The following is a 13,166-nucleotide window of genomic DNA, read 5'->3' as shown; positions in this document are numbered from 1 at the left end:
CCTCTCTTTGGCAACTGCTTGAAAGAAGATAATAAAATATGCGACCAGCCCGCGCCCGTAAGACCATTGTTGCACCGGCATCCTGGGAAGATATTCCCTGTGGGGACTATTACCGTGCCGCGCTTGAGCAACAACTGCAACCCTGGTGGGGAAAACTCTACGGTTTTCATCTGCTGAAAATCGGCGCATTAAGTGCCGAAATCAACGCAGAAGCCTGTCCTATCTCACATCAGGTTAACTTTGCACCCGAAGGCGAAGGGCTGCACGTCAGGGGCGATCCTTACTATTTACCGTTTGCGGCGAAATCGGTCGATGCCTGCCTGCTAAGCCATACGCTGGCGTATGCCGATGACCCGCACCGCATCCTGCGTGAAGTCGATCGCGTGCTGATTGATGATGGCTGGATGGTGCTGAGCAGCTTTAACCCGCTGAGTCTGTTAGGTATCGGGAAACTGATGCCGTTCTTTCGTAAACGGCAACCCTACAGCAGCCGTCTGTTTACGCAGATGCGGCTGTTAGACTGGCTGTCTTTGCTCAATTATGAAGTGATGGTTCACCGGCGTTTTCATGTGCTGCCGTGGAAAAAGAATGGCGGCAAATTACTGAGCACGCATCTGCCCGCGCTGGGCTGCATGACGTTAATTATCGCCCGTAAACGCACGTTCCCGCTGACGCCAACGGCGAAAAAAGTTCACGCGCAGAAACAGAAAATACAGCAGGCCGTCGGGGCGACAAAAAGCTATCGGGAAGAGCATCGGGACTGAGTGTACCCGATGCGCGGCCGTTTAACTCTCCGCCTGATAACCCACATCTTCCAGCGTCGGATTGCCCGCCGCTTCTTTTGCCAGCACGTCGCAGCGTTCGTTCTCAGGATGACCTGCGTGGCCTTTTACCCACATCCAGTTCAACTGGTGAGTCTGAATTGCGGCATCAAGACGCTTCCATAAATCGACGTTTTTCACCGGTTTTTTATCTGCGGTTTTCCAGCCGCGTTTTTTCCAGTTGTGGATCCAGGTGGTAATTCCCTGGCGCACATACTGGCTGTCGGTGCTTAACGTGACTTCGCACGGTGTGGAAAGGGCTTCGAGCGCAACAATGGCCGCCATCATTTCCATGCGGTTATTCGTGGTCAGGCGGAAACCCGCGCTGAACTCTTTTTCGTGTTGTTTATAGCGTAAAATTGCACCGAAACCGCCGGGGCCGGGGTTGCCGAGGCAGGAGCCGTCGGTGAAAATTTCTACCTGTTTGGTCATCTCTGGCAGGCTCTTTCATCAAATATAAAAACCAAGTCTGACATAAACCGTCCTGCCGGGCACAGTAATTTCTTGGGGTGCAACTGTCTGAAAGAGGGGCGATGAGGGGCTTTTGCAACAGGATATCTGGGCATTCATCACTCTTTAGGCTGGAGAGCGCTGTCTTTTGCAATATAATAGGAAAAGGCAGAGTGGCAGTTCAAAACTCTGAGTGAGTTCCGTCTTTCATGGTTTTTTCACTGCAAATTTTTCAATGCTTTAAGGATGTCTGATGAGAAATGTAACGGTTTCTGCAACACAAATGAGCTGCAGCTGGGATTTGGAAAAGAATATTGTTAATGCCGAAAAACTGGTTCGCGAGGCACATTCCAAGGGCGCGCAAGTCATTCTGATTCAGGAACTTTTTGCCGCACCGTACTTCTGTATCGATCAGAGCCCGGAACACTACGGCCTGGCGCAGGAGCTGGCCAACAGCCCGCTCATCCGTCATTTCTCAGCACTCGCAAAAGAACTCGAAGTGGTGCTGCCGCTGAGTTTCTTCGAGAAGTGCAACAACGCCTATTACAACTCGCTGGTCATGATTGACGCTGACGGCAGTGTGCTGGATGTTTATCGCAAAACGCACATTCCAAACGGCCCGGCCTATCAGGAAAAACAATTCTTCATTCCTGGCGATACCGGTTTCAAAGTCTGGAATACCCGTTATGCGAAAATTGGCGTGGGGATTTGCTGGGATCAGTGGTTCCCGGAAACCGCGCGTTGCCTGGCATTGCAGGGTGCAGAAATCATCTTCTACCCGACGGCGATTGGTTCAGAGCCAGCGTATCCGGAAATTGACAGCCAGCCGCACTGGACCCGTGTTCAGCAAGGCCACGCGGCGGCAAACCTGGTGCCGGTGATCGCGTCGAACCGCATCGGTACGGAAAAAAGTAAATTCATTCCTGATTATGAAATGACCTTCTACGGTTCTTCATTCATTGCCGATCAGACCGGAGAACTGGTTGCTCAGGCCGGTAAAACCGAAGAAACCGTGCTGGTACACACTTTTGATTTAGATGCGATAGCTGCTCAGCGTGCTTCATGGGGCCTGTTCCGCGACCGTCGCCCGGAAATGTACGGTGCGATTGCCACCTCAGACGGTTCAACGAGGAAATAACTGATGTCCTCTCTTCCTGTCTCACCCCTGCGTGAAGGTTTTGCGATGCCTGCCGAGTGGGCCGCACAGCAAGCGGTATGGATGATCTGGCCTTATCGAACAGATAACTGGCGCTCGAACGGGCGCCCGGCGCAACTGGCTTTTGCCCATGTAGCTGCGGCTATCGCGACCAAAACACCGGTGTTTATGGCGGTTCCCGCTGCCGAAATGGATAACGCCCGTGACGTCATGCCAGCACAAATTACGCTGGTGGAAATAGAAAGCGATGATGCATGGATGCGCGATACCGGCCCGACCATTGTGGTCAACCCGCAGGGCGGGCGTCTGGCCATTGACTGGACGTTTAATGCCTGGGGAGGCTTCCACGGCGGCCTCTACACCAGTTGGGAGCGCGACCAGCGGGTGGCCCGTCAGGTGGCTGACTATCACCATATACCGTATGTTTCGACGGATCTGGTGCTTGAAGGGGGGTCTATCCACGTTGACGGGGAAGGGACCTTACTGACCACGGCCGAATGCCTGCTCAACCCGAACCGTAACCCGGACCTGTCTAAGGAAGAGATCGAGGCGGCGTTGCGGGAATATCTCGGCGTTAAGCAATTTATCTGGCTTGAAGATGGCGTGTTTAACGATGAAACTGACGGCCATATTGACAATATGTGTTGCTTCGTTCGTCCGGGAGAAGTGGCATTACACTGGACTGACGACCGGTCAGATCCACAATATGCGCGGTCCGCTGCGGCATTAAAGGTGCTGGAAGCGTCAAAAGATGCACAAGGGCGTAGCCTGAAAATCTGGAAGATGCCTTCCCCTCCGGTTATGCATGCCACTGCGGAAGAGGCGATTGGCGTATTGCCGGGCACTGCGATTGAGCGTCATGAAGGCAACCGTCTGGCGGCCTCTTACGTCAATTACCTGATCAGCAATAAACACATTATCTTCCCGTTGCTGGATCCTGAAACCGATAATCAGGCTGAAGCGCTGTTTGGCGAGATGTATCCTGATTACGAGATAACCGGTATTCCGGCTCGCGAAATTCTTCTGGGCGGCGGCAATATCCACTGCATTACCCAGCAGATCCCCGCGTAATTAAACGGTTAGCGGTGCAACAACGTGCCGCTAACCGTTCTTCATCGTTACAGTCTGTGCGCCATTGAATGACTTAATCGCCTGCCTGATGATACCCTGAGCACAATTTCGCATGCATCCGTTACAGTGGGTAATGAGCCATGGATTTACACAACACATCTAACAGGATCGTCGTTCTCGATACCGAAACCACCGGTATGAATAAGCTCGGCGTTCACTATGAAGGACACCGGATTATTGAGATCGGTGCCGTTGAGGTGATCAACCGTCGCCTGACCGGCCGCAATTTCCATGTCTACCTCAAGCCCGATCGTCTGGTCGATCCCGAAGCGTTCGGCGTTCACGGTATCAGTGACGAATTCCTGGCCGATAAACCCACGTTTGCTGAAATCGCCGACGATTTTATCGAATACATTCGCGGTGCAGAATTAGTCATTCATAACGCAACGTTCGACATCGGTTTTATGGATTACGAGTTCGACATGCTCGGCCGTAATCTGCCGAAAACCGAAACCTTCTGCAAAATCACCGACAGCCTGGCGATGGCGCGTAAGCTGTTTCCCGGCAAGCGTAACAACCTCGATGCGCTGAGCGATCGCTACCTGATCGACAACAGCAAACGAACGCTGCACGGCGCATTGCTTGACTCCGAAATTCTTTCAGAAGTTTATCTGATGATGACCGGCGGGCAGACCAGTATCAAATTCACCCATGAAGGTGAACAAAATACCGGGGCTGACGGGTTGGGGATCCAGCGCGTGGCGCGCCCTGCCTCCGGGCTGAAAGTCATTACGGCTTCAGAACAGGAGCTGGCGTGGCATGAAGAACGGCTAGATTTGGTGGTGAAAAAGGGCGGTAGCTGTTTATGGCGCTCGTGACGCGCGTTTTCTGCGATTTGTATTGAAAATATCCGCAGTGTGGAAAAACTGTGCAGTCGGTAGGAAATATCAGGAAAAGCATTGACGTAATGGCGGGCATTCCTTAATATCCGCCTCGTTCTTAACCAGAACAAAACGCGGAGCGGTAGTTCAGTTGGTTAGAATACCTGCCTGTCACGCAGGGGGTCGCGGGTTCGAGCCCCGTCCGTTCCGCCACTATTCAGAAGCCCTGAGTGAGAAATCACTCAGGGCTTCGTCGTTTCAGCCTTCCTGGCTATTTTTCTTCCTGTGGTAATGCGTTATTCCACTTCTGTTTTCATATAGCCCATCGCGTTACTTGCTGCGCGGTCATGACGGGCGATATAGCGATAAAAACCGCCTGCCAGAAATGCTCCGATGAACCAGCTGAAATTCGCCACCTGATGCAGGTCTGGCGTAAAGCTAATAACCAGACCAATCAGCACCGCAGGCACCAGCGCCGCGATAGCTTTCGGGTTGAACCCGTTGCGATACCAGTATCGGCCGGAAGGAGAGGCGTTAAACAGCGCATCGACATCCATATGACCGCGTTTGATCAGGTAATAATCCGCCAGCAGAATGCCGAACAGTGGCCCGATGAATGCCCCGAGAACGTCGAGCGTGTAGTGGATCAGCTCCGGTGACTGGAACAGGTTCCACGGTGTCAGCAAAACAGAGCCGACGGCGGCAATCATCCCGCCGGTGCGGAAACTGATTTTCTGTGGTGAACAGTTAGAGAAGTCGAATGCCGGTGACACGAAGTTCGCCACAATATTGATACCAATCGTCGCGATGATCATCGTCAGCAAACCGAGCGCGACCGCGACGCTGTTACCCACACGGCTGACGGTTTCAATCGGGTCAGTAATCATCTGGCCAAACAGGGATTGTGTACCGGATACGATAACAACGGTGACAATCGAGAACAGCAGGAAGTTAAACGGCAGGCCCCAGCGGTTGCCCCGACGGATTTCACCCATGCTTTTACCGTAGCGTGAGAAGTCACCGAAGTTCAGCAGCGGACCGGAGAAGTAAGAGACGACCAGCGCCGTGGCGGTCAGCATTTCCCAGCCCTGCTGGCCGACGGTCAGCGTTTTTGTCGACAGCGTGAAAGAGATATTGCTCAGCCCGGTTTTATACAAAATCCATCCGGCCAGCATCAGCATCACGACATAAACCGCAGGGCCCGCAACGTCGATAAACCGTTTGATGGCGCTCATCCCATGCCAGAACACCATCGCCTGCAACACCCACATGATGCCGAAACAAATCCAGCCCAGCGCAGATAAACCCAGCCAGTGCGGCACGGTCAGCGGCGTCAGGGACGGGAAGAATTTCAGCAACACCAGCATCAGTGCGCTGGCCGCCAGATAGGTCTGAATGCCATACCACGCAAACGCGATCAGCCCGCGGATCACCGCCGGAATGTTCGCGCCAAAGACACCAAATGCCTGACGGCAAATCACCGCGTAGGGCACGCCCGCTTGCTGGCTTGGCTTTGCCACCAGATTCGCGCAAATCTGCACAATACAAATCCCGCACAGCAAACACAGCAAAACCTGCCAGCTGGTCAGGCCGAGTGTGAAGAAACTCGCTGCGACCACATAGCCGCCCATGCTGTGTACATCGGACATCCAGAAAGAAAATATGTTGTACCAGCTCCAGTTTTGGTCGCGGGTGGGAGCTAAATCATCGTTACACAGCCGCGGGCTGTAATAAGGTTTGATGATACCGGCGCTCCGCTCAGCGGGTGCCGTGGCGGAGGTGATTTCCTGATTTGGCATAAATCGTGCTCCTGTCATAAACAACATGTAAAAGTCGGAAGCCGGATACCGGCTGCCCAAAGGTAAAAAGCAGTCACGGGAACACTGCATGAATCAGGCCAAATTTCACTTCTTGTATACAAAAAATAGTTTTCAGGTATACGATTAATAAACAAAACGGTATACGGAGTAACAGCAATGATCAGTTGGAGCGGGCTGAATACGGCCTATTTTACCGAGGATAAGGACGACCACATTTATAACGCGCTGGTGAGATCTATCGTTGAGCACCAGCTTTTGCCCGGCAGCAAATTACCGGAGGAAGCGCTGGCGGAAGTGTTTTCTGTCAGCCGGACGGGCATCCGCCGGGTGCTGCAGCGCCTTGCCGCAGTGCAACTGGTCACGTTATTGCCCAAACGTGGTGCGCACGTCACCACGCCGGATGAGGAAGAATCCCGCGATGTTTTCGCGACCCGCAAAATTCTGGAGTGCGCTAATCTGCCGCTGGTGATTGCCCGTTGTCAGTCCACACACCTGGCGGCGCTAAAGCAGCTTGTGCAGGAAGAAAAGCGTGCCCACGATGAACGTGACGGTGCCGCCGCCATCCGCCTTTCTGCCGCTTTTCATGTCCAGCTTCAGGCGATTTCCGGTAATAAAGTGCTGGCCGAGTCGGTCTCCCAGCTGACGTTGCGATCTTCACTGGCGATTGCCGCCTGGGGCGCTCCGTGGCAGCAGGGGTGCCGTTGCCATGATCATGACGATCTTATCGGCCTTCTGAAAAAGCGTGATGTTGCCGGCCTGACCAGCAGCATGGCGCATCATTTTGACAACATCGTTGCCAGCCTGCGTTTCGAGCAGAACAACGGACAGGTACCGGATTTTGCGCAAATTTTTGCCGCTCAGGCGGTCATCACCGGTAAGGAGCCTGGCTGATGGCAAATCCGCTCTGTATACAACTGATCAACCCAAACACCAGCGTGGCGATGACGGAAGTGATGGCGCAAACTGCGCGCTCTGTCGCGGCTGCGGAGACACAAATCGTGGCGGTTTGTCCGCAGGAGGGAGCACCGTCGATTGAAGGGCATTTCGACGAGGCGATTGCCACACTTGGCGTTTTGCAGCAGGTGAAAGCCGGGCGCGAAGCTGGCGTAGATGGCCATATCATTGCCTGCTTTGGCGATCCGGGTTTACTGGCCGCCCGTGAACTGGCGCGTGCGCCGGTTATCGGCATTGCTGAAGCGGCCATGCATCTTGCCACGATGCTGGCAACACGTTTCTCCATTGTCACCACTTTGCCAAGAACTCTCACCATCGCCCGCCATTTACTGCATCAGTACGGTTTCGAACGCCATTGCGCGGCGCTGCATGCGATCGATCTTCCGGTGCTTTCACTGGAGGACGGCAGCGGGCTGGCGCAGCAGAAAGTACGTGAACAATGCATCGCCGTGAAAAAATATGACGGCAGCGGGGCGATTGTGCTCGGTTGTGGCGGTATGGCCGATCTGGCTCAGGAACTGACGCGGGAACTGAATATTCCGGTGATCGACGGGGTCAGTGCCGCGGTCAAAATGATCGAGTCACTGGCCGCGCTTCGGCTGACCACCAGTAAACACGGTGATCTGGATTATCCGCTGGAAAAACCTTTGTCTGGTCATTTTGCCGGGCTGAATCTGAGAGATAACTATGTCTGATTTTGAATACGGTTTTACTGAAAATTACCCGCGCGACCTGATTGGCTATGCCGGGCGCCCGCCACACGCAAACTGGCCGGGGAATGCCCGGATCGCGGTGCAGTTCGTCCTCAACTATGAAGAGGGCGCGGAAAATAACGTCCTGCACGGCGACGCCGGCTCGGAGCAATTTCTGTCGGATATTATCGGCGCAGCCAGTTTCCCCGATCGTCATATGTCAATGGATTCGCTGTATGAATACGGCTCACGCGCCGGTTTCTGGCGGATCCACAATGAATTTCAGAAGCGTGGCCTGCCCCTGACCGTGTTCGGTGTTGCAATGGCGCTGGCGCGCAATCCTGAAATTGTCAGTGCGATTAAAGCGGCGGATTACGACGTGGTCAGCCACGGCTGGCGCTGGATCCACTATCAGAACATGAGCAAAGCCGAAGAAGCGGAGCACATGGCAAAAGCCATCACCGTACTGCGTGGTCTGTTTGGCAAAGCACCACTCGGTTGGTACACCGGACGCGATAGCCCGAACACCCGCCAGCTGGTTGCTGAATCAGGGGGGTTCCAGTACGACAGCGATTATTACGGCGACGATTTGCCTTTCTGGACGCCGGTCAGGTTGGAAAACGGTGAAATTAAACAGCACCTGGTGATCCCGTATACGCTGGAAACTAACGACATGCGGTTCGCCTCGCCACAGGGCTTTAACACCGGCGAGCAGTTTTACACTTATCTGAAAGACACGTTCGACGTGCTGTATGAGGAGGGGGAAACCTCGCCTAAAATGATGTCGATCGGGATGCATTGCCGGATCCTCGGCCGGCCGGGGCGGTTCCGGGCGTTGCAGAGATTTCTCGATTATGTGGAGTCACATGACAGGGTCTGGATATGTAAACGGCAGGAGATCGCGGATCATTGGGGGAGAGAGCATCCGGCTTCGGCTTCGGCTCCGTTAGCGGTAGCGGCTAAAGGATAAGTCAAGACCTTGGGTTGCCACCCAAACCGGCCTCAAGAGGCGCCTGTCGCCGCGCCTCTTGAGAATCTCCGGCTCTTTAAAACACGTGCTGTGCAGACGGGCTATGTTGCAGTCGCTTATGCTATTGCCGCAAAATCCCGCCGCTGCGCGGTTCCCTTCGCTCGGGTTACAACCCGCGCAAACAGACGCGCGGTTTTTCACCTCTCGCTATGGCATGATTTTTGAACGCGGCCAGGTGCTTTTTAGGTCACAACTTCACCGTCTCGGATCATTTCAGAAAACCAAATAGGTAGTGCAAGTTTTCTGGTTTTTTTAAAAATGGTGAGATGGCGCGCTCAAAATCCAGCTGAACGGAGCGGCTTCGAGACCAGAGGCTCGAAGACCGAGTGAAGGCAGCACGAAGTGCCTGGATTTGCGTCACACGCTTGCGTTACAGGACATGTCCGTCGACCCAGCGGCAGCGCGGAGTAAAAAGGCGTGGAGGAATCCAAAGGAGGAAAAGCACTTTCCTCCTTTGGTCGGTTTCGGCACTGAAAGTTAAGCGGTCACCGCATTTGAAAAACCGAAATTTTCCCCAATCGAATAGCGAGCAGTTAGTGCACGTGATAAACCGAAATGTTCACCTTTCAATTCTGAAAGAACCGTTTCCTCAGCTTTTCAAAGCTGAACCGCCCATGATTCGGTCAAATCATCACACTGACATGCGCTGCCACGATCTTCCAGCCGCTGGCCATTTTCACCCAGGTCTGCTGCTGGCGGCCAATACGGTCACTGCCTTCACGACGAAACTCCGTGCTGGCGACCGCCATGTCGTCGCCAAACGTGGTGATGGTGGTATTCACCAGTTCACGATCCAACCCTTGTGGCGATCGCGCGGAGCGGAACGCGCGGATGGCTTCAATGCCGTAAAGATTTTCGCCCGCACCGTAGCGTACGGTGCGCGGGTCATGCCAGAACAGCTCGTCGAGTACGACAGTATCGTTAGTGATCAACGCCTGCTCGTAGCGATAAAATGCCGCATTCATTTCGGCAAGGATCGCCGGGCGGTCAATATGTTCAGTTTTCATGATTACTCTCTTTACTCTTTCATTTCACCCTGGAAAACGGTAATCCAAACCCGTCATATATCGGGCTCACACTACCGGAGAACTGCAAACATTCACGATGCCCTGCTGCTCAAGCGCCCAGGCGGCACGCAGGCACAGGTCTTCACGCCACGGTGGCGCAATCAGTTGTAATCCTATCGGCAGGCCGGTTGTCGTCGTTACCGGAACGGTGACTACCGGCAGGCCAAGGAACGAAATCGGTTGAGTCAGCATACCCATGCTGGCGCGGGTCGGCAGATCCTGTCCGTTGATATGAATGGTTTCCTGACCGATTAGCGTTGCCGTACAGGGGGTGGCAGGGGCGATCAGGATGTCCCAATGATCGAATAAGGGCAAGATTTGCTGCTGAAATTGCTGACGAAAGCGCTGTGCCTGCACATACCATGCTGCCGGAATCATCGCACCGGCCAGCAAACGCTCGCGTGAAAGTGGCTCGAACTGTTCCGGGATACTACGCAGCTTGGGCAGGTACTGGTTCCCGCCTTCTGAGGCACTGATGATGAACGCAGCGGAACGTGCCAGTTCTGCCTGCGGCATTTCAATTTCTTCCTGAGCTTCCAGCGCCCTGGCGATTTGCCGGACGGCAGTCTTAGCGTTGTCATCGCACCAGGCCGAAAAATATCCACCGAGCACAGCGGATCGCAAGCCTTGCTGGCCACGTCTGAGCTGAGAGAATGTCTCGGTATTGGGTTTGTCGGCCTGGAAATGATCCTGCGGATCGGTGCCCTGAATGGCGTCATAAACCTGCGACAGATCTTCGCTGCACCGCGCCATCGGGCCAAGGTGATCAAGACTGGCAACAAATGGCTGGCTACCCCGGCGGGAGATCCGGCCGAAAGTGGGTTTCAGACCGAGGATCCCACTTAATGAAGAAGGCACGCGGATCGAACCGTTGGTGTCACTGCCGAGTGTGAAATGCACCAGGCCTGCGGCGACCGCCGCCGCTGAGCCGCCGGAAGATCCGCCTGCAACGCGCGCCAGATCACGCGGATTACGCGTTGCGCCATAGTGGCTGTTTTCGGTGGTGAATCCGTAGGCGTAAGCATCCATATTTAGCATGCCGGAGAGCATGGCACCCTGTGAGGCCAGACGTGAAACTGTCCATGCGTCAGCGCGTGCTGCGGCATTGCTGCTGTTGAGGCTGGCACCTGCCAGCGTCACTTCACCGGCGACATCCAGCAGATTTTTCACCGCATAAGGGATCCCCGCCAGCGGCGGTAATGCATCTCCACTGGCGCGGGTTTTATCTACTTTAGCGGCTTCGCTCAGCATGCGTTCGCGGGTGATATGTGTATAAGCGTTGATGGCCGGGTTCGCCTGTTCAACGGCATCGAGAGTGGTAGTCGCGATTTCAGTGGCAGAGATTTCACCCTCTGTAATCGCCTGGTGCAGCTGGTTAATCGTGAAGCTATCAAACGATTTCATGCTCTGTACACCCCGGCGATTTCCAGACGCGGGTCGAGCGGTAAATCCATCAGCGGTTGTGCCATCTGTGCGATGCGGCCGAACTGCACCAGCAGTTCCTGACGGCGTGCATCGTCGAGTTCCAGCGCCAGAACGGACTCCATCTGGCTGATGTAGGCGGCCCAGTCTGTGGCCGCAGGGGTATTTTTCATGATCAGTTCCTCAGTTTAAAAGCCGGCCGCGCTGCCGTTGCTGCGCGGGTCGGAAGCGCCTTCAAGCATGCCGTTGGTGTGGCGCACAATGGCGCCCGCATGGCCGACGGCTTCGCTGAAATCCGGCAACAGTTCGACGTCGTGACCGCGCTGACGCAACCCCGCCAGGGTCGGATACTCGAAGCGGCCCTCCAGTTTCAGGGAATCAGAGCTTTCGCCCCAGGTTCTGCCCAGCAACCAGCGCGGGCCGCTGATCGCCTGCTGAAGCGGTTGCCCCTGTACGACGTGGCGGATAAACACCGCCGCCTGCGTTTGCGGCTGGCCGTCGCCACCCATTGAGCCGTAAACCATCGTGCGGCCATCGTATAAACGCGCGGCTGCCGGGTTCAGCGTGTGGAAAGGTTGTTTGCCCGGTGCGAGTGCCAGCAGATGACCGGCATCAAGGCTGAAAGACGCGCCGCGGTTTTGCCACAGCACGCCGCTGCCCGGAAGCACGACGCCGCTGCCAAATTCGTGATAAATGCTTTGGATAAAGGAAACCGCCAGCCCGCTGCTGTCCATCACGCCCATCCAGACGGTATCGCCAGGCCCTTTCCCTTTGCCCCAGTCGGCGGCGCTGTGCGGTTTGATGCGGGTGGCGAGGGCATCAAGATACTGCGGATCGAGTAAGTCCTGGGCATCCTGAGTCATCATGCGCGGGTCGGTGATGAAGCGGTCACGCAGGCCGAATGCCAGTTTGGTGGCTTCAACCACGCTGTGAATAGTGGCGCTTTCGTCCATGGTTTCCAGCGGCAGGCGGTCAGTCAGGCCGAGGATTGCCAGTGAAACCAGCCCCTGCGTTGGCGGGGTCAGATTGTAAATTTCGCCTTTGCTGTGTTTGAGGCGCAATGGGACACGGCGCTGCGGCTGATAGGCTGCAAGATCGGCGCGCGTCACCGGCATACCGAGCTTCTCCATGTCAGCCGCCATGTTGTCGGCCAGCTTGCCACGGTAGAAACTGTTCAGCCCGTCTTCGCACAGCATTGATAATGTGTTTGCCAGCTGCGGCTGTGTAAAACGATTTCCGGCGCGAGGGACATCGCCGTTGGGTAAAAATACGTCGGCAAACGAACGGATGTCTTCCAGTTCGTGTTGTTTGGCGCGGGTTGCGGCTTCCTGAGAGGCGGTGACAGGAATGCCGTCTGCGGCGTAGCGAATCGCATCACGCAGCAGGCGGGACAGCGGCTTTTGTTCGCCCCCAAATTCTGCGGAAACTTTCAGGGCTTCGTGCCAGCCTCCCACGGTACCCGCAACGGTCAGTGCGGCTTTCGGGCCACGGTGCGGTATATGGCTTTCACCGGCGTAAAAATCGAGCGTAGCCAGCTCTCCGGCAGCACCACTGGCGTCGATGGCAACCGGATTGCCCTGCGGTGGCACAATCAGCCAGAAGCCATCACCACCCAGCCCGTTCATGTGCGGGTAAACCACGGCGATTGTCGCGGCGGCAGCCACCATGGCTTCGATGGCATTGCCACCTTCACGCAATACTGCAAGCGCACTCTGGCTTGCCAGATGATGAGGTGTGACCGCCATGCCCAGCGGGGCGCTGTTACTGTTAATCATGCGATGTCCTTTTTTGCGACTCTTTTT

General features: G+C 55.2%; 13 protein-coding genes and 1 tRNA gene. 8 read left to right on the top strand and 6 right to left on the bottom strand.

Going from position 1 to position 13,166, the window contains the following annotated elements:
* The first annotated feature begins 38 nt into the window (after positions 1-38).
* A complete protein-coding gene (locus tag CWS43_RS24865) occupies positions 39-764 on the top strand; it encodes a methyltransferase domain-containing protein (RefSeq protein ID WP_101079834.1) in 726 nt (241 codons plus the stop codon).
* 21 nt (positions 765-785) lie between these two features.
* Here the strand turns inward: CWS43_RS24865 and rnhA are convergent, their stop codons facing one another.
* On the bottom strand, positions 786-1,253 hold the full coding sequence (gene rnhA, locus CWS43_RS24860; RefSeq protein ID WP_101079833.1) for a ribonuclease HI: 468 nt from the start codon (positions 1,251-1,253) through the stop codon (positions 786-788).
* 271 nt (positions 1,254-1,524) lie between these two features.
* Here rnhA and aguB point away from each other — a divergent pair, with 271 nt between their 5' ends.
* The 4 genes from aguB (at position 1,525) to CWS43_RS24840 (ending at position 4,592) form a co-directional block, all read left to right on the top strand.
* Positions 1,525-2,409 carry an N-carbamoylputrescine amidase gene (gene aguB / locus CWS43_RS24855; RefSeq protein ID WP_101079832.1) on the top strand — a complete coding sequence of 295 codons (885 nt, stop codon included), beginning with the start codon at positions 1,525-1,527 and terminating at the stop codon, positions 2,407-2,409.
* 3 nt (positions 2,410-2,412) lie between these two features.
* Positions 2,413-3,498: an agmatine deiminase gene (aguA, locus tag CWS43_RS24850; protein ID WP_101079831.1), complete on the top strand. Its 1,086-nt coding sequence runs from the start codon at positions 2,413-2,415 to the stop codon at positions 3,496-3,498.
* Positions 3,499-3,638: 140 nt separating this feature from the next.
* Positions 3,639-4,376, top strand: a complete 738-nt coding sequence (gene dnaQ, locus CWS43_RS24845) for a DNA polymerase III subunit epsilon (protein ID WP_101079830.1) — start codon at positions 3,639-3,641, stop codon at positions 4,374-4,376.
* Positions 4,377-4,515: 139 nt separating this feature from the next.
* Positions 4,516-4,592 (top strand) — tRNA-Asp (locus CWS43_RS24840).
* An 83-nt stretch (positions 4,593-4,675) separates the two neighbouring features.
* Here CWS43_RS24840 and CWS43_RS24835 read toward each other — a convergent pair.
* Positions 4,676-6,178: an NCS1 family nucleobase:cation symporter-1 gene (locus CWS43_RS24835; protein ID WP_101079829.1), complete on the bottom strand. Its 1,503-nt coding sequence runs from the start codon at positions 6,176-6,178 to the stop codon at positions 4,676-4,678.
* Positions 6,179-6,355: 177 nt separating this feature from the next.
* Between CWS43_RS24835 and CWS43_RS24830 the strand changes: the two genes are divergently transcribed.
* The 3 genes from CWS43_RS24830 to puuE are packed head-to-tail and all read left to right on the top strand — an operon-like array spanning position 6,356 to position 8,815.
* On the top strand, positions 6,356-7,090 hold the full coding sequence (locus CWS43_RS24830) for a GntR family transcriptional regulator (protein ID WP_101079828.1): 735 nt from the start codon (positions 6,356-6,358) through the stop codon (positions 7,088-7,090).
* Entirely contained in the window at positions 7,090-7,848 is a 759-nt protein-coding gene (locus CWS43_RS24825) for an aspartate/glutamate racemase family protein (protein ID WP_101079827.1), read from the top strand. The genes CWS43_RS24830 and CWS43_RS24825 overlap by 1 nt, the downstream gene beginning before the upstream one ends.
* Positions 7,841-8,815: an allantoinase PuuE gene (gene puuE, locus CWS43_RS24820; protein ID WP_101079826.1), complete on the top strand. Its 975-nt coding sequence runs from the start codon at positions 7,841-7,843 to the stop codon at positions 8,813-8,815. Before CWS43_RS24825 ends, puuE begins: the two co-directional genes overlap by 8 nt.
* A gap of 683 nt (positions 8,816-9,498) precedes the next feature.
* Here puuE and hpxZ read toward each other — a convergent pair.
* From hpxZ to CWS43_RS24800, 4 genes are all read right to left on the bottom strand, one after another.
* Positions 9,499-9,882 carry an oxalurate catabolism protein HpxZ gene (hpxZ, locus tag CWS43_RS24815; RefSeq protein ID WP_101079825.1) on the bottom strand — a complete coding sequence of 128 codons (384 nt, stop codon included), beginning with the start codon at positions 9,880-9,882 and terminating at the stop codon, positions 9,499-9,501.
* Positions 9,883-9,948: 66 nt separating this feature from the next.
* Positions 9,949-11,346: an AtzE family amidohydrolase gene (locus CWS43_RS24810; protein WP_101079824.1), complete on the bottom strand. Its 1,398-nt coding sequence runs from the start codon at positions 11,344-11,346 to the stop codon at positions 9,949-9,951.
* The gene (hpxX, locus tag CWS43_RS24805; protein WP_101079823.1) at positions 11,343-11,537 is read right to left on the bottom strand and encodes an oxalurate catabolism protein HpxX; all 195 of its coding nucleotides are present in this window, start codon (positions 11,535-11,537) and stop codon (positions 11,343-11,345) included. Before hpxX ends, CWS43_RS24810 begins: the two co-directional genes overlap by 4 nt.
* A gap of 15 nt (positions 11,538-11,552) precedes the next feature.
* Positions 11,553-13,139 carry a gamma-glutamyltransferase family protein gene (locus CWS43_RS24800; RefSeq protein WP_101079822.1) on the bottom strand — a complete coding sequence of 529 codons (1,587 nt, stop codon included), beginning with the start codon at positions 13,137-13,139 and terminating at the stop codon, positions 11,553-11,555.
* Between the last annotated feature and the right edge of the window lie 27 nt (positions 13,140-13,166).

Source organism: Rahnella sp. AA (genome assembly GCF_002834385.1).
Classification (GTDB): domain Bacteria; phylum Pseudomonadota; class Gammaproteobacteria; order Enterobacterales; family Enterobacteriaceae; genus Rahnella.
Note: the sequence above shows the minus strand (reverse complement) of the source record. Positions and strands in the feature narration are given on the sequence as shown.